We start from the raw sequence: 25,767 nt of genomic DNA on the forward strand, positions 1-25,767 counted from the left end.
CGAGGAGACTCGGTCACCGCACGGACGCAGGACACGATGGACCACCGCACCGCCCCCGACGACGCCCCGACCCCGCTCGTCGCCCCCCGCCGCCACCGAGGCGTGCCGGCGCCCCTCGCCGCGCTGCTCGTCGGCGCGGCCCGACCGCTCTTCCGCGTGCACCTGGAGCTCTACCGCCGCGAGATGGCGTCGTCGATCTTCCCGCGCGACGAGCGCGCCCCCCTCATCGCCGGGCCCCGGCCCGAGCGGCTCGCCTTCATCGGCAGCGTCGCGGTCTCCGGTCTCGGCGTGCTGAGCCACGGCATGACGACGTCGAGCCAGACCGCGGCGCGGGTCGCCGACCGGCGCGGCCGCGGCCTCAGCTGGAGCGAGCTCACCTCGCCCGTGCTCACGATGCACACGGCCGCGACGATGCCCTCCCTCACGACGGAGGGCGCCGACGTCGTCGTCGTGCTGCTCGGCATCGCCGACGTGCTCGCGGCGACCAGCGCGACCTCGTGGGAGGCCGACCTGCGCCTGCTCGTCGACCGCGTGCGCCAGGAGGCCGGCCCCGAGGTCGGGGTCGTGGTGGCCGAGCTGCCGCCCATGGCCGAGTTCCGTCCGATCCCGCCCGTCGCCCGCCGCCTCATCACCGCGCAGATCGCGCGCCTCGACGCCGCGAGCCGTCGGGTCGCCGCCGACGACGACGCGGTCACCGTCGTGCCCTTCCCCTCGTGGAGCCTCGACGGCCTCTACGTCCAGGAGCTCTTCTCCTGGGCCTCCATGCACCGCAAGTGGGCCGAGGCCCTCGCCCCCGGGGTGGTGGCCGCCCTCGAGGCGGTCGACGACCGTCGGGCCGCCCCGACGCGGCGGCACCGCGCGGCGTCGGCGCTCGCCGGGGCCGTCGCGACGGAGCTCGCCGGCCTGGCGAGCGAGGTCGGCGCCGGCGATCCGGCTCCCGTCCGGCGCCGCGCACGGCGACGCGCTGCCCGCGCCGCCGCCGGGTCGCTCTCGGCGTCCTGACCGCCCGCGTCGCGGCCGCTCCCCCCTGGCCCGCACGACCTGCTCCCGTGACCGGAGCGTCCGCGCGCCCCGACGGCCGGTCGGCGGTGCCGGTGGGTACGGTCGATCGATGACCCTCGCCGACGCCGCCCAGCAGCTCTACGCCCTGGTGCCCGGCGAGTTCGTGGCAGCCCGGGACGCGCTCGCCGCCGAGGTGCGCCGCTCCGGCGACCGCGACCTCGCGGACAGGATCCGCCGGCTGCCGCGTGCCGCCCCCGCGGCCTGGGCGGTGGACCTGCTCGCCCGCGACGACGCCGGGCAGGGCCTCGCCGGCGCGGCGGCCCTGGGCGACCGGTTCCGCGCGGCGCAGGCGGGGGGCGACCGGGCAGCGCTCGCGACGCTGGCCGACGAGCGGAAGGCCACGCTCGCGCAGCTCCTCGCCCGCGGTCGAGAGCTCGCCGAGCAGGCGGGCGCGCCCCTGGCCGGCCCGGCCGTGGTGGCTCTCGAGCAGACCCTGCGAGCCGTCGTGGCCGACGCCGACGCGGCGGAGGCCGCCCGGTCGGGTGTGCTCGTCCGCCCCCTCGCGGCGGACGGCCTGGAGCCCGCCGACCTCGACGGGGCCGTGGCCGGCGAGGCCGTCGACCGGCCCCGACCGCGCCGCGTGGGCGCCGGGGCCCCCGGCGGGCCCGAGCCCACGAGCGGCCCCGACCGACGGAGCCGGCAGCGGGACGCACGGCGCGTCGCGCGGGAGGAGCTGCGGCGCGCCGAGCAGGCCGCCGACCGGGCCGAGGCAGACCGGGACGAGGTGGAGTCGCGGGTCGCGGAGCTGGACGACGCTCGCGACCGCGTCGCCGACGACCTGCGTCGGCTGCGCGACGAGTTCGCGGCCGCCGAGGCTCGTCGGGCCGAGCTCGACGACCGCGAGCGGTTCCTGCGCCGGGAGCGCCGTCGGGCCGTCGAGGACGCGGCCGCAGCCCGGCGTGAGGCGGAGCGGGCCCGCGAGGCGCTCGAGGGGCTCGACGCCGACTGATCGACGCGGCCACGGGCCCCGACTCCTGCGGAGGGGCCGGGGGAGAGATCAGTGGGCGTGCAGCCACGCTCCGAGGCGGGCCCGCCAGCCCCGGGGAGGCGCGGTGACGGCCTCGGCCGCGTCCCGCTCGGCCCGCGGCGGGAACGAGATCGCCTGACACCGTGTGCAGACCTGGATCTGCCGGTGCACCGAGAGCCCCGTGCCGAAGTAGGGGTTGTCGGCGAGGCGGGCCGGTGCCCGACAGATGCGACAGCGGAGCTCCGCGGCGGCGCCCTCGACCATGTGACCTCCTCGTTCGAGGGACACCATCGGCCGCCCTGGTCGCTCGGTCAGCAGCGGCGGGGGATCGTACGCATCCCGGACAGGCGGTGCGCTGCGGTGCAGGACGGCGGGCGTGGCGACGCCCGGCCCCGAGTGTCGGGGCCGGGCGTCGTGGGTGTGGCTGGCGCTGGCGCGCCTGCTCCTAGCTCCGTCTGACGCGCCAGGGCGCGTCAGCGCACGCGACGCAGCCGCTTCGCGCCTGCTCCTAGTCGCGTGCGCCCATCAGGTGCTCGAGGGCGAGCTGCTGCAGACGGACGAAGCCGTAGCCGTGACCGCCGAAGTGGGCGGAGGCGTCGTACTCCTCGTAGGAGGCGCGGTCGGCCAGGAGCTGCTCGTAGCCCTCGCCCTCGCCCAGGGTCGGCACCGAGAGCTCCGCGACCTGGCTGGCGGCCAGCGCCTCCTGCACCTCGGGGTCGGCACGGAACGCCTGCGCGCGCTCCTTGAGCAGCAGGTACATGCGCATGTTGGCGGCCGCGGACTCCCAGACGCCGTCGATCGACTCGGTGCGGGAGGGCTTGTAGTCGAAGTGGCGAGGCCCGTCGTAGGAGGGGCCGCCCTGGGGGGAGCCGTGCTCCAGCAGGTCGACGAGCGAGAACGCGTTCTGCAGGTCGCCGTGGCCGAACACGAGGTCCTGGTCGTACTTGATGCCGCGCTGGCCGTTGAGGTCGATGTGGAAGAGCTTGCCCTGGTAGAGCGCCTGGGCGATGCCGGCGGTGAAGTTCAGGCCCGCCATCTGCTCGTGGCCGACCTCGGGGTTCACGCCCGCCATCTCGGGGTGCTCGAGCGTCTCGATGAACGCGATCGCGTGGCCGAGCGTCGGCAGCAGGATGTCGCCGCGGGGCTCGTTCGGCTTGGGCTCGATCGCGAAGCGCAGGTCGTAGCCCTTGTCGAGCACGTACTGCGAGAGCATGTCGACGCCCTCCTTGTAGCGCGAGAGCGCCGCCTGGACGTCCTTGGCGGCGTCGTACTCGGCGCCCTCGCGGCCGCCCCACATGACGAAGGTCTTCGCGCCCAGCTCGGCGGCGAGGTCGATGTTGCGGAGCACCTTGCGGAGCGCGAAACGGCGCACGCCGCGGTCGTTCGAGGTGAACCCGCCGTCCTTGAAGACGGGGGCGCTGAAGAGGTTGGTGGTGACCATCGGCACCACGATGCCGGTCGCGTCGAGGGCGCCCTTGAGGCGGTCGATCTGCGTCTGGCGCTCCGCGTCGGTCGAGCCGAAGGCGAAGAGGTCGTCGTCGTGGAAGGTGAGGCCGTAGGCGCCGAGGCGGTCGAGGTTCTCGACGGCCTCGACGACGTCGAGGTCGGGGCGCGTGGGGCCGCCGAACGGGTCCGCGCCCGTGTAGCCGACCGTCCAGAGGCCGAACGAGAACTTGTCTTCGCGAGTGGGGGTGACGGACATCGATGTCCCTTTCCGAGAGTGCGTCTGCGACGAGGCCTGGTCGCCGCGACGGGGCCGCGACGAATGTTGTGTGCCTCAACATATCCGGTCCGCGGCCTGAACGGAAGCCCGGTCGGCATTTGTCGTCCGCGGCAACGAAACACTTGCGCTGGCCGTCGCGGCTGTCGTAGTGTCTCGAACCGCGAGCAGTCGAAGCGCTTCCGCACCGAGCGGGAGAGCGTCGGTCTCGCGTCTCTCCACCCACCAGACAGCGAGGTCCCGATGGCGACGATTCACGACGTGGCAGAGGCCGCCGGCGTGTCCATCTCCACGGTCTCGTACGCCCTCTCCGGCAAGCGCTCGATCGCGTCGACGACGCGGCAGCGCGTGACGGAGGCGGTCGACCGGCTCGGCTACCGCCCCCACGCCGGCGCGCGGATGCTGGCCGGCGCCCGGACGAACATCCTGGCGCTGAGCGCCCCGGTGCGGCCCGACAACCACCAGCCCACCCAGATGCGCTTCGTCACCGCCGTCGTCGAGGCTGCTCGCCGCCGCGACTACGACGTGCTGCTGCTGGCCACCGACGACGAGGTGTCGGGCATCCGGCGCGTCGCGTCGAGCTCGCTGGTCGACGGCGTCGTCGCGATCGGCGTCGCCACGGTCGACGAGCGCGTCGACCTCGTCCGCGAGCTCGCCCTGCCGGCCGGCTTCATCGGCATCCCGCAGGGGGCCGACGACCTCGCCTGCATCGACCTCGACTTCGAGACCGCCGCCGCGATGAGCGTCGACCGCCTCGCCGACGCCGGCCACCGCGTCGTCGGCGTGGTCGGCCACCCCGCCTCGTACCAGGAGCGCGACACGGGCTTCATCCGGCGCTTCGACGACGCGTTCGCGGCGCGGGCCCAGGTGCGCGGCCTCGAGACCGTCACCATCCCGACCGACCTCAGCCGCGCCTCCGGCGGGCGGGCCTTCGACGAGCTGCGGGCCCGCCTCCGCGGCATGACCGCGCTCGTGCTGCACTGCAGCGAGCCGACGGCCGAGGCCGTGCTGCAGCGCATCCGGCAGCTGGGCCTCGAGATCCCCCGCGACCTCTCCGTGCTCGCCGCCGCCGCGAGCTACGCGGCCGACGAGCTCGAGCCGGCGCTCGACATGATCCCGCTGCCGATCGACGAGATGTGCCGCCGTGCGGTCGAGGCTGCCTTCGAGCGCATCGACGGCCGGCTCGACCGCGGGGTCGAGCTGATCGCCCCCGTCTACCTCGCGCAGGGCTCGGTCACCGTGCCGACCCGCGCCTCCTAGCCTTCCCTGTCCCTCACCCACCCGCACCACCGCGCCACGAACCACCGCTCCACGCACCATCACCGCACCACCACCGCACGACACCGCAGATCACCGCCCCACGACGATCGTCGAAACGCTTCGACGACGCAAGGGGCCTCTACGAGGAGGTAGAACCATGAAGAAACGACGCGTGCTCGCAGTCGGCACGGCCCTCGCGGCCACCGCCGGGCTGCTCACCGGCTGCTCGGCCGGCGGCGGGTCCTCCGACCCCGACACCCTCAAGCTCTGGCACTTCGAGAGCGAGACCAGCGCGATGGGCATCGCGTGGGACCAGGCCATCGAGACTTTCGAGGAGGAGACCGGCGCGACCGTCGAGTTCGAGGCGAAGAGCTTCGAGCAGATCCGCTCGACGGCCAGCCAGGTGCTGAACTCCGACGAGGCGCCCGACATCCTCGAGTACAACAAGGGCAACGCGACGGCGGGCCTGCTCGCCAGCCAGGGCCTGCTGGCGAACCTCGACGACGCCGTCGCCGAGTACGGCTGGGACGACGACCTCGCCCCGTCGATCGCCACGACGTCGAAGTACGACGAGCGCGGCATCATGGGCTCGGGCAGCTGGTACGGCATCCCGAACTACGGCGAGTACGTCGAGGTCTACTACAACAAGGACGCCTTCGCGGCGCAGGGCGTCGAGGTGCCCACGACCTACGACGAGTTCGAGGCGGCGCTGCAGACCTTCGCCGACGCGGGCATCACCCCGCTCGCCGAGGCGGGCGCCGAGTACCCGCTCGGGCAGCTCTTCTACCAGCTGGCCCTCTCGCAGGCCGACCGCTCGTTCGTCGACGACTACCAGCTGTACGAGGGCGACGTCGACTGGCAGGGCCCCGAGCTCAGCTACGCGGCCGACAAGCTGCAGGAGTACGTCGAGAACGGCTGGATCTCGAAGGACGTCACCGGCATCAAGGCCGAAGACATGGGCACGACCTTCATGAGCGGCGGCGCGCCGATCATGGTCTCCGGCAGCTGGTGGGCCGGCCGCGTCGCCGACGAGGCGACGTTCGACTGGGGCACGTTCCTCTTCCCCGGCAGCGAGATGGCTCCGGGCTCGGGCGGCAACCTCTGGGTGATCCCCGAGAACGCCGCCAACAAGGAGCTCGCCGAGAAGTTCATCGACATCACGATGCGCCCCGAGATCCAGAACCTCATCGGCAACAACGGCGGCGTGCCCGTCAAGGCCGACCCGGCCGACATCACCGACCCGAAGAGCCAGGAGCTGATCGCGAACTTCAACACGCTCCTCGAGCGCGACGGCCTCGCCTTCTACCCCGACTGGCCCACGCCGACCTTCTACGACCAGCTGGTCGCCGGCACCCAGGAGCTCGTCAACGGCTCGGCCTCGCCGGAGGAGATGCTCGAGACCCTGGGCGGGCAGTACCAGAGCGGCGTCGACGACATCACCGGGGAGTAGCCAGCCATGACCTCCCTCGACACGAAGGAGGCGCGGGAGACCCGGGAGGGCCGGCGCGCGACGTCGGCCCTCCCGGGCTCCGGCCCCCGCGCCGCCCGCACCGCCCGCCCGGCCCGCCCCGCGGAGGAGAGCTTGCTGCCCGGCTCCGGCCGCCGCGGCTTCTGGCTCTATCTCATCCCCGGCTTCGCGCTGTTCGCGGTCGTCGTGCTGGTGCCCCTGGTCTGGAACGTCTACCTCAGCTTCACCGACTACCGCGGCATCCGTCCGCCGACCTGGGCCGGGCTCGACAACTGGCGCGAGCTGATGGCCGACGAGCGCTTCTGGACGTCGTTCCTCAACAGCGTCTTCCTGATCATCGCCATGGTCGTCGTGCCGACTCTCCTCGGCCTGCTCCTCGCCGCGATGCTCTTCGACCTGATCGGGCGCAAGTTCGGCGGCCGCCTGGCGTCGTTCCTCCGGGCCACCTACTACCTGCCGCAGATCCTGCCCGTGGCCATCGCCGCGATCGTCATCGGCTGGATCCTCCGGCCCGAGAACGGCGCGCTCAACAGCGTCCTCGACGCCGTCGGGCTCGGCGCCCTCCAGCACAACTGGCTCGGCAGCCCCGACACGGCGCTGCTCAGCATCATGGTGGTGATGGTCTGGGTCCAGCTCGGCTACCCGGTGGTCATCTTCATGGCGGCCCTCCAGCGCGTCGACCCCGAGCTCTACGAGGCCGCCGAGCTCGACGGCGCCGGCTGGTTCCAGAGGTTCCGCGCGATCACGGTGAGCATCATCCGCCCCGAGATCTTCGTGGTCGTGCTCACCTGCACCATCGCGGCGCTCAAGGTCTTCGGGCCGATCTACGCCCTCACCCGCGGCGGCCCCGGCGACTCCACGATCGTGCCGAGCTACTACGCCTACAGCGAGTTCTTCCAGAGCCAGCAGGTCGGCTACGGCGCCACCATCGCGACGGCGCTGACCCTCGTCATCGTCGTGATCACGATCTTCTTCATCCAGGCCCAGAACCGGGTCGAACGAGCAGAGAGAGGCCGCTGATGGCCACGACCGTCGTCCCGCCGGTGGAGGGCGACCGCATCCGCCCTGCGGTGCCCAGCCCGCGCCTCCCGAAGGCGAAGCAGCGGAAGAGGAAGAAGACGGTCACCGACTGGGTGATCCTGGCCGCGGCCCTGCTCTTCGGGCTGCTGATCGCGCTGCCCTTCCTGCTGATCCTGGTGAACTCGTTCAAGTCGCCCGCCGACTACACGAGCGGCGGGCCGCTGAGCCTGCCGACGTCGCTCTACTTCGACGGCCTGGTGAACTTCTGGAACAGGGTCGAGTTCCCGACCAAGCTCTGGAACAGCTTCGTCATCGCGGGCCTCGTCGCCCTCTTCGCCGTCGTCATCTCGGTGTTCAACGCGTACGCCCTCGGCATCGGCCGGGTGCGCGGCCGCACTTGGATCATCGTGCTCTTCCTGCTCGCGAACATGCTGCCGCAGGAGGCGCTGCTCTACCCGCTGTACTTCCTGTTCAAGCAGGTGGGGCTCTACGACAACATCTGGGCCGTCATCATCATCTTCACGGTCATCCAGAGCGCCTTCGGCACGTACCTGCTGTCGAGCGTCTACGGCACCTTCCCCAAGGAGGTGCTCGAGGCCGCGTCGCTCGACGGGGCCAGCCGGTGGCAGATCCTCTGGCGCGTCATCGTGCCGATCAGCCGCCCGACGCTCTCGGTGCTCGCGATCTTCTTCTTCATCTGGACCTGGAACGAGTTCCTCATCCCGCTGACGTTCCTGGTGTCGAACGACAACCAGACGGTGCCCGTCGCCATCACGGCGCTGCAGGGCGACCGCCTGATGGACGTCACGACGACGAGCGCCTCGGCGCTGCTCGGGCTCATCCCGACGCTCGTCTTCTTCCTGCTGTTCCAGCGCACGCTCACCCGCGGCATCACGGCCGGGGCCGTCAAGTGACCGGGCTCCGCGCCCGCCGCGCTCCCCGGCCCCCCGCCCCGCGACTCCCCTCGAAAGGCACCGCATCGTGAAGTTCACCGACGGCTTCTGGCAGACGCGCCCCGGCGTCTCCTCCCTCTTCGCCCAGGAGGCCTACGACGTCGAGCAGGGCGCCGACGGCCGCTCGCTCGTCGTGACGGCCCCGACCAAGGTCATCGCGTCGCGGGGCGACACCCTCAACCGCCCGGTCATGACCGTCACGCTGCGCTCGCCGATGGAGGGCGTGATCGGCGTCACCGTCGAGCACTTCTCCGGCGGGCGCGACGAGATCGGCTTCGACCTCGTCGGGGCCGAGGGCGGCGAGGCCGGGGTCGGCACGGCGACGGCGACCGAGGGAGGCGCCACCCTGACCTCGGGCCGGCTCACGGCCACCGTGGGTCGCGGGGCCCCCTTCGACCTCTCGTTCCGCGACGGCGACACCGTCCTCACCCGCTCGGGCGCGAAGTCGGTCGGCTACCACTCGGTGGCCGCCGACGCGCAGCTCGACGGCGCGATGGTGGGCAACGCCCGGGCGGGCACCGCGCGGGCGTTCGCCCCGCACTACGTGTCGCAGCAGCTGTCGCTCGGCGTCGGCGAGTTCGTCTACGGGCTCGGCGAGCGCTTCGGCCCGCTGGTGAAGAACGGCCAGACGGTCGACGTCTGGAACGCCGACGGCGGCACGTCGAGCGAGCAGGCCTACAAGAACGTGCCCTTCTACCTGACGAGCCGCGGCTACGGCGTGCTCGTCGACCACCCCGGCCACGTCTCGTACGAGATCGGCTCGGAGGCGGTCGAGCGGGTGCAGTTCTCGGTCGCGGGCGAGGGCCTGACGTACTACGTGATCGCGGGGCCGACCCCGGCCGACGTCCTCGACCGGTACACGCGCTTGACCGGCCGCCCGGCGCACGTGCCGGCCTGGTCGTACGGGCTCTGGCTCTCGACGTCGTTCACGACCGACTACGACGAGGCGACCGTCACCTCCTTCGTCGACGAGATGGCCCGGCGCGACATGCCGGTCAGCGTCTTCCACTTCGACTGCTTCTGGATGCGCGAGTTCCAGTGGTGCGACTTCGAGTGGGATCCTCGGGTCTTCCCCGACCCCGAGGGCATGCTCGCCCGCCTGCACGAGCGCGACCTCCGCGTCTGCGTCTGGATCAACCCCTACATCGGCCAGCGGTCGGCGCTCTTCCGCGAGGCGGCCGACGCCGGCTACCTCGTGCGGAACCCCGACGGCAGCGTCTGGCAGTGGGACCTCTGGCAGGCCGGCATGGGCCTCGTCGACTTCACGAACCCCGAGGCGACCGCCTGGTTCCAGGGCAAGCTCCGGGCGCTGCAGGCGCAGGGCGTCGACGCGTTCAAGACCGACTTCGGCGAGCGGATCCCCACCGGGGTGGTCTGGCACGACGGCTCCGACCCCGAGCGGATGCACAACTGGTACACGCAGCTGTACAACGAGGCCGTCTTCGAGGTGCTCGAGGAGGTCCGCGGCGAGGGCGACGCCGTCGTCTTCGCCCGCTCGGCGACCACGGGCGGTCAGCGCCTGCCGGTGCACTGGGGCGGCGACTCGACGTCGACCTTCGAGTCGATGGCCGAGACCCTCCGCGGCGGCCTCTCGATCGCGATGAGCGGGTTCTCGTTCTGGAGCCACGACATCGGCGGCTTCGAGGGCACTCCCGACGCGGAGGTCTACAAGCGCTGGACGGCCTTCGGCCTGCTGTCGAGCCACAGCCGCTTCCACGGCAGCGGCTCGTACCGGGTGCCGTGGGCCTTCGACGAGGAGGCCGTGGAGGTGACCCGGCGCTTCACGACGCTGAAGCTCTCGCTGATGCCGTACCTCTACGCCGCCGGGCTCGAGGCCTCCCGCACCGGCCTGCCGGTGATGCGGCCGATGGCCCTGGCCTTCCCCGCCGACCGCGCCGTCGCCCACGTCGACACGCAGTACATGCTGGGCGACGACCTGCTGGTGGCCCCGGTGTTCTCCGCCGACGGCACCGTCGAGGTCTACCTGCCCGCCGGCCGCTGGACGAGCTGGTTCACCGGCGAGGTCGTCGACGCGGGCACCGGCACCTGGCGCACCGAGGTGCACGACGTCCTCTCGCTGCCGCTGTACGTCCGCGAGGGCGCCGTCGTCCCGGTCGGCGGTCGCGACGACCGCCCCGACCACGACTACCTCGACGGCCTCGTGCTGCGGGTCTTCCCCGGGGGCGACGGCGACCGCACGGTCACCGTGACCACGCCCGACGGCGTGCGGGCCGACTTCGTCGTCCGGCGTGCGGGAGGCGCGGTGACGGTCGAGACCACCGCCTCCGGCTGGAGCCTGGACGAGGTCGGGGGAGACCCCGCGTCGCAGTAGGGTCGGAACGACGAAGGGGGGCGGCATCGTGACGATCGACCAGGTCGCGCGGACGGAGGGCGCTCGCCAGTCGAACCTGGCGGCCGTGCTCGGCCTCGTGCACGCTCGTGGCCCGCTCTCCCGGTCGGAGCTGACGCGCCTCACCGGCCTCAACCGCTCCACCATCGCGACGCTCGTCGGCGACCTCGTCGACCGCCAGCTGGCCCACGAAGCGGACCCCGTGGGGGTCTCGCGCGTGGGCCGGCCGAGCCCGGTCGTCGAGGCGCGCTCCGACGTCGTGGCCTGGTCGGTCAACCCCGAGATCGACGCGGTGACCGTCGGGGCCGTGGGCCTCGGCGGGGCCGTCCGCGCGAGGGTCCGTCGCGAGACGGCGAGCGTGCCCACGGCCGCCGAGGCCGCCGCGCTCGCCGCGGAGACCATCGACGAGCTGCGCCAGGTGCTGCGGAGCAGCGGGGGAGTGGTGGCCGAGGTGGGCGTCGGTGCCGCGGTGCCGGGCCTCGTCCGGGCCGACGGCGGCCTGGTCCGCCTCGCGCCGCACCTCGGCTGGGTCGACGAGCCGTTCGCGGCCCTCGTCTCGGAGGCGACCGGCCTGCCGACCGAGGCGGCCAACGACGCGTCGCTCGCGGCGATGGCCGAGGGCCGCTTCGGGGCCGGGCGCGGGGTCGACGACCTGGTCTTCCTCAACGGCGGCGCGAGCGGCGTCGGCGGCGGCGTCATCGCGGCGGGCCGACCGCTCGCCGGGGTGGGCGGCTACGCCGGCGAGATCGGCCACACCCTGGTCAACTCGGTCGGTCGGCTCTGCCACTGCGGCGCCACCGGCTGCCTCGAGACCGAGGTGGGCCAGGCCTCGCTGCTCGCCGCGACCGGCCTGTCGCGCGCTCAGGCCGACGAGCTCGACGCGGCCCTGCAGGAGGCGCGCCCCGGCTCCGAGGCGCGGGCCGAGGTCGAGCGCCAGGTCGACCAGCTCGCGGTCGCCCTGCGCACGGTCGTCAACGCCTTCGACCCGTCGATGATCGTGCTCGGCGGGTTCCTGGGGTCGCTGCTCGCCGCCGCCCCCGATCGCCTGCTCGACCGGGTCACGCGGCAGGCGCTGCCCGGCCCGGCCGACGACGTCAGCATCGTGCGGGCACAGCTGGGCGCGGACCGCCTGGTGATCGGGGCGGCCGAGCTCGCCTTCGCGCCGCTGCTCTCCGACCCGGCGTCGGCCTCGCTGCCGCGCACGGCGCGCTAGGCCCGGCCCCGGCCTGCGGCCCGGCCTGCGGCCCCGTCCTGCGGCCTGCGCCGGCCCGGTCAGGACGGCGGCCCGATCCGCCTCCGCCCGACGGGCGGCGTGGTCAGGCGTGCGTGTGCGGCTCGGAGTTCGCCCACACCGACGAGGCGGCCGCGCCCGCGAGCTCGACGGTGCCGAGCGGCCGGTCGTGCACGTCGGTCAGCACGACCTCCATCGACCCCGCGTAGTCGCGGCGCTCGCCGACGCGCACGTGGGCGCCGACGCGCAGGTCCAGCGAGGCGAGGTAGCGCAGCAGCTCGGGCTCGTCGTCGGAGACGCGGACGACGAAGCCGCACTCGCCGCTCGCGAACTGCTGCAGCGGGTGCGCGACGGGCCGGGTCACCGTGCCGTCGGCGGCAGGGATGGGGTCGCCGTGCGGGTCGGCGGCCGGGCGGCCGAGCTCGACGTCGAACGCCTCGAGGAGGCGGTCGCTGACCGCGTGCTCGAGCACCTCGGCCTCGTCGTGCACCTCGTCCCAGCCGTAGCCCAGCCGCTCGACGAGGTAGGTCTCGATCAGGCGGTGGCGGCGGACCATGCCGACCGCGACGCGCCGCCCGAGCTCGCTCAGCGCGATGCGCCTGTAGGGCTCGTAGTCGATGTAGCCGTCGCGCTCGAGCTTGCGCAGGTTGCCCGACACGGTCGAGGCGCCGACGCCGAGCGTCGCCGCGATCTCGTTGGTGGTGATGCCCCGGTCGCCCTCGCCGGCGGCCCACTCCTCGGCCTTCCAGATGACCTTGAGGTAGTCCTCGGTCATCGTGGAGGGGGTCGGCTGGGCGTCCGTCGGCATGTCACCGATCCTAGGTGTCGCCGCCCGGCCGACCCGGCCCGCGCCTCCTGGCCCGCCCGCTCGGCGGCCGACCCGGCCCGCGCCTCCGGCCCGCCTCAGCCGCGGGGCAGCGACCCGAGCTGCTGCGCCGCGCGGTACCGCTCCGCGATGGCGGGCACCGGCGAGGCCTCGGCCGACGACCGGATCGCGACCTCCCACCGGGGGCGGCCCCCGGTGAGCGCCCACGCCGCCTGCCGCGCGGCCCCGTCGGCGACGTACTCGCCCGGCGACGGCACCGAGACGGGCACGTCGAAGACCTGAGCGGCGACGGCCTGCACGGCCGGGTTCAGCGCGGCCCCGCCGATGAGCAGCACGCGGTGCACCTCGACGCCCAGGTCGCGGACGGCGGCGGCGCCGTCGGCCAGCGCCGAGAGCATGCCCTCGACCGCGGCGCGCGCGAGGTTCTCGCGGGTCGTGGAGGCGAGGGTCAGGCCGGCGAGGGTGGCCGTCGCGCGGGGCAGGTCGGGAGTCCGCTCACCCTCGAAGTAGGGCACCAGCGAGACCCCGCCCGAGCCGGGCTCGGCGGCGAGGGCGAGCCGGGCGAGCTCGTCGTGGTCGACGCCGAGCAGCGCCCCGATCGACGAGAGCACCCGGGCGGCGTTGAGGGTCGCGACCAGGGGCAGGAACCCGCCGGCCGCGTCGGCGAAGCCCGCGACCGTGCCGCTGGGGTCCGCCACGGGGTGGTCGGTGACGGCGAAGGCGGTGCCGCTCGTGCCGATGCTGATCACGAGGTCGCCGACCCCGGCGTCGAGACCGAGCGCAGCGCCCGCGTTGTCGCCGGCGCCGGCCGCGACCACCAGCCCGGCCGGCACGCTCGCGTGGGCGACCGTCGTGCCCGCCGCCTCCGACGGGCCGAGCACGCGGGGCAGCACGACGCCCGTGCCGTCGCCGCCGGCCACCCGGCCGGGGCGGCCGAGCGCGCGCTCGAACAGCTCGAGGTCGTAGCCGTCGTCGGCCGGGCTCCAGTACGAGGTGCCGCTCGCGTCGCTGCGGTCGGTCACGAGCTCGTCGAGGTCGGGGCCGAGGGGCGAGGAGTCGCGGGGCCCGTACCCGAGCAGCCGCCAGGTCAGCCAGTCGTGCGGCAGCGCCACCGCGGCCACGCGCTCGGCGGAGGCCGGCTCGGCGTCGCGCAGCCACCGCAGCTTCGTCGCGGTGAAGGAGGCGACCGGCACCGTGCCGGTGCGCCGGGCCCACTCGTCGGCGCCGAGCTCGTCGACGAGGTCGCGGGCGGCGTCGGCGCTGCGGGTGTCGTTCCAGAGGAGGGCGTCGCGGACGACCTCGCCCTCGGCGTCGAGCACGACCATGCCGTGCTGCTGGCCGGCGACCGAGATCGCGTCGACGTCGTCGAGGCCGCCCGCCGCGGCGATCGCCTCGAGCAGCGCGGCCCACCAGGCCGACGGGGCGACCTCGGTGCCCTCGGGGTGCCGCGCGCTCCCGGAGCGCACCAGCGCACCCGACGACGCGTCGCGGACGACGACCTTGCAACTCTGGGTCGAGGAGTCGACCCCGGCGACGAGACTCATGGTCGGTAGTTTGTCGTACCGCGCAACGAATGCGCCAGCCCCGGCCCCGACCGGCGTGGCGCACCTGTCGGTAGACTCAAGTGCACCTCACCCGGTGCAGTCCCCCGACGTGAGGAGCCCCCCATGCCCGCAGTAGTGATCATCGGTGCCCAGTGGGGCGACGAGGGCAAGGGCAAGGCCACCGACCTGCTCGGCAGCCGCATCGACTACGTCGTCAAGTTCAACGGCGGCAACAACGCCGGCCACACGGTCGTCATCGGTGACCAGAAGTACGCGCTGCACCTGCTGCCCTCGGGCATCCTCTCGCCCGGCGTCACCCCGATCATCGGCAACGGCGTCGTCGTCGACATCGAGGTCCTCTTCGACGAGCTCGACGCGCTGATCGCCCGCGGCGTCGACGTCTCGCGCCTCAAGGTCAGCGCCAACGCGCACGTCATCACGCACTACCACCGCACGCTCGACAAGGTGACCGAGCGCTTCCTCGGCAAGCGCCAGATCGGCACCACCGGTCGCGGCATCGGCCCGACCTACGCCGACAAGATCAACCGCGTGGGCATCCGCGTGCAGGACATCTTCGACGAGGGCATCCTGCGGCAGAAGGTCGAGGCGGCCCTCGACCAGAAGAACCACCTGCTCGTCAAGATCTACAACCGCCGCGCCATCGAGGCCGACGAGATCGTCGAGTCGCTGCTCTCGTACGCGCCCCGCCTGAAGCCGATGGTGGCCGACACGGCGCTCGAGATCCACCAGGCGCTCGAGGCCGACAAGACCGTCCTGTTCGAGGCGGGCCAGGCGACGATGCTCGACGTCGACCACGGCACCTACCCCTTCGTGACGTCGTCCTCCGCGACCGCGGGCGGCGCCTCCACCGGCTCCGGCATCGGCCCGGGCCGCATCGAGCGCGTCATCGGCATCGTGAAGGCTTACACGACCCGCGTCGGCGCCGGGCCCTTCCCGACCGAGCTGTTCGACGCCTCGGGCGAGTTCCTGCGCGCCAACGGCTTCGAGTTCGGCACGACGACCGGCCGCCCGCGTCGCTGCGGCTGGTACGACGCCCCGATCGCCCGCTACTCGGCCCGCATCAACGGCGTCACCGACTTCGTGCTGACGAAGCTCGACGTCCTCACGGGCCTCGAGACGATCCCCGTCTGCGTGGCGTACGACGTCGACGGCGTCCGTCACGACGAGGTGCCCGTGTCGCAGAGCGACTTCCACCACGCCGTGCCGATCTACGAGGAGTTCCCCGGCTGGTCGGACGACATCACCGGCGCTCGCGAGTTCTCCGACCTGCCCCAGGCCGCCCAGGACTACGTGCTCGCCGTCGAGGCGATGAGCGGCGCCCGCATCTCCGCCATCGGCGTCGGCCCCGGCCGCGACGCCATCGTCACGCGCCACGACCTGCTCGGCTAGGCGACCGCCCGCCCCCGCGGCCGCGCCGTGCCCCCTCGGGAGGCGCGGCGCGGCTAGACGACGCTGAACCCGTCGGTGAGGCGGCCGCGCCCCGTCAGCGCGAGCAGCACCTCCTCGCCGTGCCCCTGCATCGTGGCGGCGCGCGCCGCCAGCGCGGCCGTGTCGGCGACGGCGGTCGCGGGCAGCGTGTGCGGCAGCCCGGTCGCCCGCGAGAGGTCGATCGTGTGTACGACGAGCTCGAAGACCCGGGTGCGCAGGTACTCGTCGAGGGGGATGCCCATGCCGCCGATCGAGACGATCCGGTTCGAGAGCGCCCGGGCCAGCGCCGCCCGCGAGTCGGCGAGGGCCGCCGCGACGACGGTTGAGGGGGAGTCGCCGAGCCAGGCGCCGGCCTCCACGCCGCGCTGGAACACGCCGTCGGCGTCGGTGAACTGCGAGGCGTAGGCCGAGTACCAGGCCTCCGCCGAGGGGATCGTCACGTCGCCCGGCTCGTCGAGCGCGAGGTACGTCGAGACCGTGAGCACCGCGCGGGAGGCGTGGCCCGCGAGGTCGCGGACGGTCCAGCGGCCGAGCCCCGGCTGGCTCCACTGCTCGGGGCCGACGCGCGACAGGAGGTCGACGAACGACTCGGCGGACTGGCTGAAGGCGGCGGCGGGGCTCATGGCCACGATCATGCCGGACGCACGCCGGTGCCGCTGCCCGCTCGACGGCGACGGCGAGTGCTGGCAGCATCGGGGGATGACCGCCACGCGTCCGCCCCTCGTCCCGCTCGTGGGCCGCCACGTCGTCGTCGAGCCGATCACCCCCGACGACCTCGCCGAGCTGCACCCGGCCATCGCCCGCCCCGAGGTCTTCGCCGGCGGGTGGGGCGGCGGCTCGGCGGCCTTCCGCGCCGACCTCGAGGGCTGGTCGGCCTTCATGCGGGGCTACCTGCTGTGGGGCACGGGCAACGTCTACGGGGTCCGGCTCGTCACCGACGGGGAGCCGGGGGCCCTGGTCGGCACGACGACCCTCGCCGACTTCCAGCTCGAGAACGAGAGCGCGCACCTGGGCTGGACGGCCTACGCGCCCGAGACCTGGGGCACGGCGGTCAACGTCGAGACGAAGCTGCTCGTGCTCGGCACGGCCTTCGAGCACGGCCTCGGCCGCGTGCAGATCCAGGCCGACGCCGCGAACGCACGGTCGCGGGCCGCGATCGTGAAGCTCGGGGCGACCCCCGAGGGCGTCCTCCGGCGCACCCAGCCCCGGGCCGACGGCACGTGGCGGGACACCGCGGTGTACTCCGTGCTCGCCGACGAGTGGCCGCGCGTGCAGGAGGGTCTCACGGCGCGCCTCGCTGCCCATCAGCAACCGTCCAGACTGTAGGTCGACCCTGGAGCCATGACACTGGAGATCGCCTACACCGCCATCGCCCACGCCACCGGAGGCGGCCGCGACGGCCACGTCCGCAGCGAGGACGACCGTCTCGACTTCGAGACCCGCCCGCCGAAGGAACTCGGCGGCAACGGCGAGGGCACCAACCCCGAGCAGCTCTTCGCGGCCGGCTACGCCGCCTGCTTCCTCAGCGCGATGCACTCCGTCGCCCGTGGTCTCGGCGTCGACACGAAGGACAGCTCGGTCAGTGCGAGCGTCGGCATCGGCTCGAACGGCGAGGGCGGCTTCGGCCTCGCGGTCGAGCTCGACATCTACACGCCGAACGTCCCCGCCGAGCGTCGCCAGGAGCTCGCCGACGCCGCGCACCACGTCTGCCCCTACTCGAACGCCACCCGCGGCAACGTCGAGGTGACGCTGACGCTGGTCGACTGACCCGCCCGCTGCACCGCAGCACCGCAGTACAGCAGCACCGAGGAGGCGCGCCCCGCGATCGCGGGGCGCGCCTCCTCGTCCGTTCCGCCCCGTGGTGGCCCCTGCCCCACCGGGCCCGCCGTGTCGAGCCCCTCGTCCCGCCCGTCGGGCGCGGGGCGTCGCCGCTAGGCTCGGCCCATGGCACTCGACAGTCCCCTCGGGGCGGACAGCCCCCTCAGCGACGACGACAAGACCGCGATCGAGCAGCTCTCCGGCATCCGGCAGAGCATCGACAACATCGACGCCGCGCTGGTGCACCTCCTCGCCGAGCGCTTCAAGTTCACGCAGTCGGTCGGTCACCTCAAGGCCGCGGCGGGCATGCCCGCGAGCGACCCCGAGCGCGAGCGCGTGCAGATCCAGCGCCTCCGCCAGCTCGCCGAGCAGTCGCACCTCGACCCCGCGTTCGCGGAGAAGTTCCTGAACTTCATCGTCGGCGAGGTCATCCACCACCACGAGCGCATCGCGGCGGACGCCGCGGCGACGCCGGGCGAGTGACCGCGGTGAGCGACGGCACGGCGCCCGAGCAGGAGCCGACGGGCCCGCAGGGGCCGGTCACGGCGGGCCCCGCCTCAGCGGCCGCTCCCCAGCGCCTCTACATCGGCTCGTACACCGCCTCGAGCGGGGGCTCGGGCACCGGCATCACCGTGCTCGAGCGCAGCGCGCCCGGCTCGCCCTGGCAGGCGGTGCAGACCGTCGAGGCCGACGACCCGTCCTTCCTCGTCGCGACGGAGGGCGCCCTGCACGCGGTCTCCGAGACGACGGAGGGGCGGGTGCTGTCGTACACCGTCTCCGCCGGTCAGCTGGTCGCCGCCTCGAGCGCCGCGGCGGGCGGGGCCGCTCCGTGCCACCTGCACCACGACCCGGCCTCCGGTGCGCTCGTCGTCGCGAGCTACGTCGGCGGCACCGTGGGCGTGCTGTCGAGCGACCCCTCGCACCCGAGCCGCGTCGTGCGCACCCTCGCGCTGCCCTACGGCCACGGCCCCGTCCTCGAGCGCCAGGAGCGGCCGCACGCCCACCAGGTCGTGTCGACCCCGTGGGGCACCACCCTCGTGAGCGACCTCGGCACGGACCGCCTCGTCGAGATCGTCGTCGACCCCATCGCGCTCGACCCCGAGATCGTGGCCGTCCACCCGTTGCCCTCCGGCGCCGGGCCGCGCCACCTGGCCTGGCTCGACGACGGCCGGCTGGTCGCCGTCGGCGAGCTCGACGCCCGGTTGCACGTGCTGCGCCGGGTCGAGGGCAAGCTCGTGCTCGACCACTCGATCGAGGTCTTCGAGGGCGCGGCGTCGACGCCGGGCGTGCTGCCCTCGCACCTGGCGGTCGACGCCGGCCGCGTGTACGTCGCGACCCGGGGGCGCGACACCATCAGCGTCTTCACGGTGGGCGACGACGAGCGGCTGCGCCTCGTCGGCGAGTCGTCGTGCGGGGGCCGGTGGCCGCGCCACTTCGCGATCACGCCGGGCGTGCTCTACGTCGCGAACCAGGGCTCCGACACGGTGGCGGTGCTGCCGCTCGACCCCGAGACCGGGGTGCCGGGCGAGCCCGTCGACGTGTTCTCGCTGGGCAGCCCCGCCTGCATCGTCGCCGTCTGAGGGCCAGGGCCGGGGGCCTAGGCGCTCCGGCGCGACAGGCCCTGCAGCAGGCCGATGACGTCGCCGATCGGCGCGCGGGCGGCCGCCGGGTCGACCGTCGCCTGGTCGAACGGGCCCGGGGTGAACCAGAGGCCGTCGGCGACGAGGCAGACGAGCCGGGCGACGACCGGGTCGCCCACCTCGTCGAGGACGACGTCGTACCACCGGCGCTGCATCGCGCTCAGCGCCTCCACCGCCCGGGGCCACCGGCCGCTCGACGCGAGGTTCGTGACGGCCGTGATGCACCGGTCGAAGGGGTCGCCGTCGGCCACCGCGTCGGGCGAGGAGGTGCGGATGAAGTAGTCGACGGCGCCGTCGGCGGCGCTCGTCATCGCCGTGACGTCGGCGTCGATCAGGGCCTCGAGCCGTTCGACCAGGCCGTCGACGAGCGCCTCGCGCGAGGGGAAGTGGTAGAGCAGGCCGCCCTTGGAGACGCCCGCCTCGGCGGCCACCGCGTCGAAGGTGGCGGTGCGCTCGCCGCTGGTCGTGACGAGGTGCTCGAAGGCGTCGAGCATCTGCTCTCGGGCTGACGGACGGGGACTCATCCTGTTACTGTACCGTCTGGACGGTCAGCTGTACCGTCCGGACGGTACAGCTGGAGCACGACGCCCCGCTGCACCCCGACGCACCACTGCACTCCGACGCACCACGAGACCGAGGACCGACCATGACCGCGACCGCCCGCCGCCCCGCCGCCGTCCCCGAGCGCGCCGGCACGCGACAGTGGGCCGCGCTGGTCGTCCTCATGCTCCCCGTGCTGCTCGTCTCGGTCGACAACACCGTGCTGAGCTTCGCCCTCCCCGAGATCTCGACGGCGCTCCGGCCCTCGGCCGCGGCCCAGCTCTGGATCGTCGACGTCTACTCGCTGGTGCTGGCCGGCCTCCTGGTGGCGATGGGCTCGCTGGGCGACCGCTTCGGCCGACGTCGGCTGCTGCTGATCGGGGCCTCCGGGTTCGCCCTCGTCTCGCTCGCGGCCGCCTTCGCCCCGACCGCCGAGGCCCTGATCACCGCCCGCGCCGTGCTCGGCTTCTTCGGCGCGATGATCATGCCCGCCACGCTCTCGCTGCTCCGCAGCACGTTCACCGACCGTGACCAGCGTCGGCTCGCCATCGCCATCTGGGCCAGCGGCTTCGCGGCGGGCTCGGCCCTCGGCCCCGTCGTGGGCGGGGTCCTGCTCGAGCACTTCGCCTGGGGCTCGGTCTTCCTCATCGCGGTCCCGGTGCTGCTGCCGCTGCTGGTCGGCGCCCCGCTCCTCCTCGTCGAGAGCCGCGACCCCGCACCCGGGCCGTTCGACCCGGTGTCGGTGCTGCTGTCGCTGACGGCCATGGCGCCGGTCGTCGCCGCGGTGAAGCAGCTCGCCACGCACGGGCCGGGCCTCGACGTCGTGCTCCTGGCGGTGCTCGGCGTCGCCTCGGGCTGGCTCTTCGTCCGACGCCAGCTGCGGCGCGAGCGCCCCCTCCTCGACGTGCGGCTCTTCACCTCGCCGGTCTTCGCGGGCTCGGTCGTCGTGAACCTGCTCGCGGTCGTGGCGCTCGTCGGCTTCCTCTTCTTCACCACGCAGCACCTGCAGCTCGTCGTCGGGCTCCGCCCGCTGCAGGCCGCGCTGACCCTGCTGCCCGGGCTCGGCGCGATGATCGTCGCCGGCCTCGTGGTCGTGCCGATCGTGCGGCACGTCAGCCCGCGCACCATCGTCGCGACCGGCCTCGCCGCGGCCGCCGTCGGGTACGCCCTCGTCTGGCTCTCCGGGGCGGGCGCCCCGGTCGGCGTCTTCGTCCTCGCGTTCGCGCTCGTCGGGGCCGGGGTCGGCGCCGCCGAGACGATCTCGAACGACCAGATCATCGCCGCCGTCCCCGCTGACCGTGCCGGTGCGGCGTCCGCCGTGTCGGAGACCGCGTACGAGGTCGGCGCCGTGCTCGGCACGGCCGTGCTGGGCAGCATGCTGACGGCGATCTACCGCGGCTCGCTCGTCGTGCCCGCCGACGTGCCCGCCGAGGTCGGCGACGCCGCCCGCGAGACCCTGGGAGGCGCGGTGGCGGCCGCCGACGCCCTCGACGGCTCCGTGGCCACGCGCCTCCTCGACGCCGCGACCCACGCCTTCGACGCTGGCCTCGTCACCACGGCGGCGGTGGGGGCCGGCGTGATGCTGCTCGCCGTGGCGGTGTCGCTGGTGTCGCTCCGGCGCGCGTCCGCGAGCGACTGACCCCGCGCCTCCCGCGGGCCCTCCGGGGCGGTCGGCGGCGTCGTCGCGGCGGGCTCCCCGGGCGGGCCGCGGAGGTCCGTCGGCGTCGCCGGTCGTGGGTACAGTAGAGCCGTCCACCCCGATCCGTGCAGGAGCCCCATGTCGCGAACCGTCAGACTCGCCGCCGTCCCCGGCGACGGCATCGGTCCCGAGGTCGTGGCCGAGGCTCTGAAGGTCCTCGAGGTCGCCGTGGGCGACGAGGCGACCTTCGAGGTGACCCCATTCCACCTCGGCGCGGCCCGCTACCTCGAGACGGGCGACGTCCTCACCGACGACGACCTCGCGGCCATCGCCGCGCACGACGTCGTGCTGCTCGGCGCGGTCGGCGGCGACCCCCGCGACCCGCGCCTCGCGGGCGGCGTCATCGAGCGGGGGCTGCTGCTCCGGCTGCGCTTCGCGCTCGACCACTACGTGAACCTCCGCCCGACGACGACGTGGCCGGGGGTCCCGTCGCCGCTCGCCGACCCCGGCACCGTCGACTTCGTCGTCGTCCGCGAGGGCACCGAGGGGCCGTACGTCGGCAACGGCGGCTCCCTCCGCACGGGCACGCCGCACGAGATCGCCAACGAGGTCAGCGTCAACACAGCGCACGGCGTCGAGCGCGTCGTCCGGTTCGCCTTCGAGAAGGCCCGGTCGCGTCGCGGCCGCCTGACCCTGGTGCACAAGACCAACGTGCTCGTCTTCGCGGGCAGCCTCTGGCAGCGCGTCGTCGACGCGGTCGCCGCGGACTACCCCGACGTCGCGGTCGACTACCAGCACGTCGACGCCGCCACGATCCACTTGGTCGTCGACCCCGCGCGGTTCGACGTCATCGTCACCGACAACCTGTTCGGCGACATCCTCACCGACCTCGCCGGCGCGATCAGCGGCGGCATCGGCCTCGCCGCCTCCGGCAACCTCAACCCGTCGGGCGAGTTCCCGAGCATGTTCGAGCCGGTGCACGGCTCGGCGCCCGACATCGCGGGGCAGCAGAAGGCCGACCCGACCGCCGCGATCCTCTCGGTGGCGCTGATGCTCGAGCACCTCGACCTCCCCGAGGCCGCCGACCGCGTGCACCGCGCGGTGGAGGCCGACATGGCCGACCGTGCCGCCGCCGGCGTCGGCGCCCCCGTCCGCAGCACCGCCGAGATCGGCACGGCCGTCGCCGACCGCGTCGCCGCCTTCACCACCTCCGTCGCCTGACGCCGCCCCGTCCGAGAAGAGCACCATGACCACGACCGACGACACCGCCTCGTCCACCGAGTTCGGGCTGAGCTTCGAGCTCACGCCGTCCGAGAGCGTCCGAGCCGACGCTGAGCGCGAGGCGATCCTCTCCGACCCCGGGTTCGGCAAGCACTTCACCGACCACATGGTCTCGATCCGCTGGACGGTCGACGAGGGCTGGCACACGGCCCGCGTCCACCCGTACGGCCCCCTGCAGCTCGACCCCGCGGCCTCCGTCCTGCACTACGCGCAGGAGATCTTCGAGGGCATGAAGGCCTACCGCCACGCCGACGGCTCGGTGTGGTCGTTCCGGCCCGACGCCAACGCCCGTCGGCTCCAGCGCTCGGCCCGCCGCCTCGCCCTCCCCGAGCTGTCGACGGAGGACTTCGTCGAGAGCGTGCGGCAGCTGGTGCGCATCGACGAGTCGTGGGTGCCGTCGGCGCCCGAGACGAGCCTCTACCTCCGGCCGTTCATGATCGCCAGCGAGAGCTTCCTCGGAGTGCGGGCGGCTCAGCAGGTCGACTACCACGTCATCGCCAGCCCGGCCGGCGCGTACTTCAGCGGCGGCGTCTCGCCGGTGTCGATCTGGCTCACGACGAACTACGCCCGCGCGGGCAAGGGCGGCACCGGCGCCGCGAAGACGGGCGGCAACTACGCGTCCTCGCTGCTGCCCCAGCAGGAGGCCTACGAGAACGGCTGCCAGCAGGTGCTGTTCCTCGACTCGTCCGAGAGCTCGTACATCGAGGAGCTCGGCGGCATGAACGTGGTGCTGGTCTACGCCGACGGCACCCTGGTCACCCCCGACAGCGACTCGATCCTCGAGGGCATCACCCGCGACTCCGTCCTGGAGCTGGCCGAGGCCCGGGGCCACCGGGTCGAGCGCCGACGGGTCACGATCGACGAGTGGCGTGACGGCGTGGCGAGCGGCGAGATCGTCGAGGTGTTCGCCTGCGGCACGGCCGCGGTCGTCGTGCCGATCGCCGAGCTCAAGGGCGAGGGCCTGCACATCGGATCGCCCTCGGCCGAGGGAGGTCCGCTCACGATGTCGCTGCGCGAGGAGCTCACCGACATCCAGTACGGGCGTCGCGACGACGTCCACGGATGGATGACGAGGCTCGACGCATGAAGATCGCACGGTTCGCGACCCCCGGAGAAGACCCCCGCTACGGCATCGTCGACGAGCGCGAGCTGATCGTGCTCGCGGGCGACCCGATGTACAGCGGCTACGAGACGACCGGCGAGCGGGTGTCGCTGCGCTCGGCGAAGATCCTCGCCCCGGTGATCCCGCGGTCAAAGGTGGTGGGCGTCGGCCTGAACTACCACGACCACGCCGACGAGCTGGGGCAGACCCCGCCGGAGGCGCCGCTGCTGTTCCTGAAGCCGAACACGACGGTCATCGGGTTCGGAGACTCGATCCAGCTCCCGCCCGACGTCGGCCAGGTCGACTTCGAGGGCGAGCTCGCCATCGTGATCGGCTCGATCGCGAAGCGGGTGAAGGCCGAGGACTACCAGAGCGTGGTGTTCGGCTACACGATCGCGAACGACGTGACCGCCCGCGACGTGCAGCAGTCCGACGGGCAGTGGACTCGAGCCAAGGGCTACGACACGTTCCTGCCGCTCGGGCCGTACATCGAGAACGAGCTCGACTGGACCGACGTGACGATCGAGACGCGGGTGGACGGCGAGGTCAAGCAGCGGGAGTCCACGCTGCAGATGATCCACAAGATCCCCGAGCTGATCGAGTACGTGACCGACGTGTTCACCCTGCTGCCGGGCGACGTGATCCTGACCGGCACCCCCGCCGGCATCGGTCCGTTCACGGCCGGTGAGACCGTCGAGGTCGCGATCTCGGGCATCGGCTCGCTGATCAACCCGGCCAAGAACCGGGTCTAGGCACCATCCGGTGACGACCCCGAGCAGTTCCGTCGAGCGCGCGCGCGCCGCGTGGCTGCCCGGGGTCGTCGCCGCCGCGGGGGCCGCGGTCGTCGCCTGGCTCCTGCACCTCGCGATCCCGGCGGTGCCGGTGCTCACCGCGAGCGTCCTGCTCGGCATCGTCGTCGCCCAGGTCCGACCGGCTCGGCGGTGGCTCGACGGGGTGCTCGCTCCGGGGCTCGCGCTCTCGGCCCGTCGGCTGCTGCGCATCGGGGTCGTCCTGCTCGGGCTGAAGCTCAGCCTGGTCGACGTCGCGTCGCTCGGCGGCGTGACGATCGCTGCGATCGTGGGCATCCTCGTGTCGACCTTCGCCGTGACGTGGGCGCTGGGCCGATGGGCCCGACTCCCCGGCGATCAGCCGCTCCTGCTGGCGGCCGGCTTCTCGATCTGCGGGGCGTCGGCGATCGGAGCGATGAGTGCCGTCACCCGTGACCGCGGCAAGGACGCCGCCACCCCCGTGGCCCTCGTGACCCTGTGCGGAACGGCCGCGATCGTGGTCTTGCCGGTGGTCGGCCGTGCGGTCGGCCTGACCGACGTCGAGTTCGGTGCGTGGACGGGGGCCAGCGTCCACGACGTCGGTCAGGTCGTGGCCACGGCGCAGACCGCCGGCGCCACGGCCCTCGCGATCGCGGTCGTCGTCAAGCTCACCCGAGTGGTGATGCTCGCCCCGGTGGTGGCGATCACGTCCGCGGTGGTCCGTCGCGGCGGGGGCGACGCCGGCAGCCGGCCTCCCCTGGTGCCCCTGTTCGTGCTCGGCTTCCTGGCCGCGGTCGTCGTCCGCACACTGGTGGACCTGCCGGAGTCGGTGGTCACCGGAGCCGACACCGTGCAGACCGCACTGCTCGCGCTCGCACTCGTCGGGCTCGGCACCGGCGTCCGGCTCGAGCGCCTCGCCCGCACCGGAGGCCGCGCGGTGCTGGTCGGCCTGGGGTCGTGGCTCTTCATCGCGGTGCTCTCGCTCGTGGTCGTCCGGATGCTGCCGCTCGGAGCCTGATCGACCCTCCTGCCGCTCGGCAGGAACGCCCCTGGGCGGCCGTGTGCGGCTGTCTGCGGGGTGTTCACGCGCTGGACCCTTGATTTTCCGGGGTTGGTGGTTGCGACACGCC

At 73.5% G+C, this 25,767-nt stretch carries 24 protein-coding genes; 18 read left to right on the forward strand and 6 right to left on the reverse strand.

Annotation, left to right across the window (positions count from 1 at the left end; all coding sequences use genetic code 11):
• Positions 1-36 precede the first annotated feature (36 nt).
• Complete coding sequence (locus IFT45_RS13520; RefSeq protein ID WP_185231061.1) at positions 37-1,002, forward strand: GDSL-type esterase/lipase family protein; 966 nt, start codon at positions 37-39, stop codon at positions 1,000-1,002.
• Positions 1,003-1,111: 109 nt separating this feature from the next.
• Positions 1,112-2,011 (forward strand): hypothetical protein, encoded by a 900-nt coding sequence (locus IFT45_RS13525; protein WP_192128765.1) that lies wholly within the window; start codon positions 1,112-1,114, stop codon positions 2,009-2,011.
• A 48-nt stretch (positions 2,012-2,059) separates the two neighbouring features.
• Here IFT45_RS13525 and IFT45_RS13530 read toward each other — a convergent pair whose 3' ends face one another.
• Together IFT45_RS13530 and xylA are read right to left on the reverse strand one after the other, a co-directional pair.
• Positions 2,060-2,293, reverse strand: coding sequence for a hypothetical protein (locus IFT45_RS13530; protein ID WP_056056112.1), 234 nt, complete (start codon positions 2,291-2,293; stop codon positions 2,060-2,062).
• A gap of 244 nt (positions 2,294-2,537) precedes the next feature.
• Positions 2,538-3,731 (reverse strand): xylose isomerase, encoded by a 1,194-nt coding sequence (xylA, locus tag IFT45_RS13535; RefSeq protein ID WP_056056114.1) that lies wholly within the window; start codon positions 3,729-3,731, stop codon positions 2,538-2,540.
• Between the two features lie 261 nt (positions 3,732-3,992).
• Between xylA and IFT45_RS13540 the strand changes: the two genes are divergently transcribed.
• From IFT45_RS13540 to IFT45_RS13565, 6 genes are all read left to right on the forward strand, one after another.
• Positions 3,993-5,009, forward strand: a complete 1,017-nt coding sequence (locus IFT45_RS13540) for a LacI family DNA-binding transcriptional regulator (RefSeq protein WP_244638007.1) — start codon at positions 3,993-3,995, stop codon at positions 5,007-5,009.
• A gap of 157 nt (positions 5,010-5,166) precedes the next feature.
• Entirely contained in the window at positions 5,167-6,459 is a 1,293-nt protein-coding gene (locus IFT45_RS13545) for an ABC transporter substrate-binding protein (protein ID WP_185231067.1), read from the forward strand.
• A gap of 6 nt (positions 6,460-6,465) precedes the next feature.
• On the forward strand, positions 6,466-7,497 hold the full coding sequence (locus IFT45_RS13550; protein ID WP_192128769.1) for a carbohydrate ABC transporter permease: 1,032 nt from the start codon (positions 6,466-6,468) through the stop codon (positions 7,495-7,497).
• Positions 7,497-8,411 carry a carbohydrate ABC transporter permease gene (locus IFT45_RS13555; RefSeq protein WP_056056121.1) on the forward strand — a complete coding sequence of 305 codons (915 nt, stop codon included), beginning with the start codon at positions 7,497-7,499 and terminating at the stop codon, positions 8,409-8,411. The genes IFT45_RS13550 and IFT45_RS13555 overlap by 1 nt, the downstream gene beginning before the upstream one ends.
• A gap of 67 nt (positions 8,412-8,478) precedes the next feature.
• Positions 8,479-10,782: an alpha-xylosidase gene (gene yicI / locus IFT45_RS13560; RefSeq protein WP_192128771.1), complete on the forward strand. Its 2,304-nt coding sequence runs from the start codon at positions 8,479-8,481 to the stop codon at positions 10,780-10,782.
• Between the two features lie 28 nt (positions 10,783-10,810).
• Positions 10,811-12,013, forward strand: coding sequence for an ROK family protein (locus IFT45_RS13565; RefSeq protein ID WP_235491229.1), 1,203 nt, complete (start codon positions 10,811-10,813; stop codon positions 12,011-12,013).
• Between the two features lie 103 nt (positions 12,014-12,116).
• Here IFT45_RS13565 and IFT45_RS13570 read toward each other — a convergent pair whose 3' ends face one another.
• Both IFT45_RS13570 and xylB read right to left on the reverse strand, forming a co-directional pair.
• Positions 12,117-12,839 (reverse strand): metal-dependent transcriptional regulator, encoded by a 723-nt coding sequence (locus IFT45_RS13570; protein WP_167261663.1) that lies wholly within the window; start codon positions 12,837-12,839, stop codon positions 12,117-12,119.
• 95 nt (positions 12,840-12,934) lie between these two features.
• Positions 12,935-14,401 (reverse strand): xylulokinase, encoded by a 1,467-nt coding sequence (xylB, locus tag IFT45_RS13575; protein WP_192128773.1) that lies wholly within the window; start codon positions 14,399-14,401, stop codon positions 12,935-12,937.
• Between the two features lie 123 nt (positions 14,402-14,524).
• Between xylB and IFT45_RS13580 the strand changes: the two genes are divergently transcribed.
• The gene (locus tag IFT45_RS13580; RefSeq protein WP_056056131.1) at positions 14,525-15,811 is read left to right on the forward strand and encodes an adenylosuccinate synthase; all 1,287 of its coding nucleotides are present in this window, start codon (positions 14,525-14,527) and stop codon (positions 15,809-15,811) included.
• 53 nt (positions 15,812-15,864) lie between these two features.
• Here the strand turns inward: IFT45_RS13580 and IFT45_RS13585 are convergent, their stop codons facing one another.
• On the reverse strand, positions 15,865-16,473 hold the full coding sequence (locus IFT45_RS13585) for a maleylpyruvate isomerase family mycothiol-dependent enzyme (protein ID WP_162240268.1): 609 nt from the start codon (positions 16,471-16,473) through the stop codon (positions 15,865-15,867).
• 76 nt (positions 16,474-16,549) lie between these two features.
• Here IFT45_RS13585 and IFT45_RS13590 point away from each other — a divergent pair, with 76 nt between their 5' ends.
• The 4 genes from IFT45_RS13590 to IFT45_RS13605 all read left to right on the forward strand — a co-directional run bounded on the left by IFT45_RS13590 (position 16,550) and on the right by IFT45_RS13605 (position 19,248).
• A complete protein-coding gene (locus IFT45_RS13590) occupies positions 16,550-17,176 on the forward strand; it encodes a GNAT family N-acetyltransferase (RefSeq protein WP_185231077.1) in 627 nt (208 codons plus the stop codon).
• A gap of 21 nt (positions 17,177-17,197) precedes the next feature.
• Positions 17,198-17,617, forward strand: coding sequence for an organic hydroperoxide resistance protein (locus IFT45_RS13595; RefSeq protein WP_056056163.1), 420 nt, complete (start codon positions 17,198-17,200; stop codon positions 17,615-17,617).
• A 177-nt stretch (positions 17,618-17,794) separates the two neighbouring features.
• The gene (locus IFT45_RS13600) at positions 17,795-18,151 is read left to right on the forward strand and encodes a chorismate mutase (protein WP_056056136.1); all 357 of its coding nucleotides are present in this window, start codon (positions 17,795-17,797) and stop codon (positions 18,149-18,151) included.
• A 5-nt stretch (positions 18,152-18,156) separates the two neighbouring features.
• Positions 18,157-19,248, forward strand: a complete 1,092-nt coding sequence (locus IFT45_RS13605) for a beta-propeller fold lactonase family protein (RefSeq protein ID WP_192128775.1) — start codon at positions 18,157-18,159, stop codon at positions 19,246-19,248.
• A gap of 17 nt (positions 19,249-19,265) precedes the next feature.
• On the opposite strand, the gene IFT45_RS13610 is transcribed toward IFT45_RS13605, so the two are convergent.
• Complete coding sequence (locus IFT45_RS13610; protein WP_192128777.1) at positions 19,266-19,832, reverse strand: TetR/AcrR family transcriptional regulator; 567 nt, start codon at positions 19,830-19,832, stop codon at positions 19,266-19,268.
• A gap of 122 nt (positions 19,833-19,954) precedes the next feature.
• Between IFT45_RS13610 and IFT45_RS13615 the strand changes: the two genes are divergently transcribed.
• From IFT45_RS13615 to IFT45_RS13635, 5 genes are all read left to right on the forward strand, one after another.
• A complete protein-coding gene (locus IFT45_RS13615; protein WP_192128780.1) occupies positions 19,955-21,487 on the forward strand; it encodes an MFS transporter in 1,533 nt (510 codons plus the stop codon).
• Between the two features lie 138 nt (positions 21,488-21,625).
• On the forward strand, positions 21,626-22,708 hold the full coding sequence (locus IFT45_RS13620; RefSeq protein ID WP_185231081.1) for a 3-isopropylmalate dehydrogenase: 1,083 nt from the start codon (positions 21,626-21,628) through the stop codon (positions 22,706-22,708).
• 25 nt (positions 22,709-22,733) lie between these two features.
• Positions 22,734-23,855, forward strand: coding sequence for a branched-chain amino acid aminotransferase (locus IFT45_RS13625; protein ID WP_185231082.1), 1,122 nt, complete (start codon positions 22,734-22,736; stop codon positions 23,853-23,855).
• Positions 23,852-24,622, forward strand: coding sequence for a fumarylacetoacetate hydrolase family protein (locus IFT45_RS13630; RefSeq protein ID WP_056056144.1), 771 nt, complete (start codon positions 23,852-23,854; stop codon positions 24,620-24,622). Before IFT45_RS13625 ends, IFT45_RS13630 begins: the two co-directional genes overlap by 4 nt.
• 10 nt (positions 24,623-24,632) lie before the next feature.
• Entirely contained in the window at positions 24,633-25,655 is a 1,023-nt protein-coding gene (locus IFT45_RS13635) for a putative sulfate exporter family transporter (protein WP_192128781.1), read from the forward strand.
• Positions 25,656-25,767 lie beyond the last annotated feature (112 nt).

The organism is Frigoribacterium sp. CFBP 13707, assembly GCF_014842245.1.
Taxonomy (GTDB): Bacteria; Actinomycetota; Actinomycetes; order Actinomycetales; family Microbacteriaceae; genus Frigoribacterium; species Frigoribacterium endophyticum.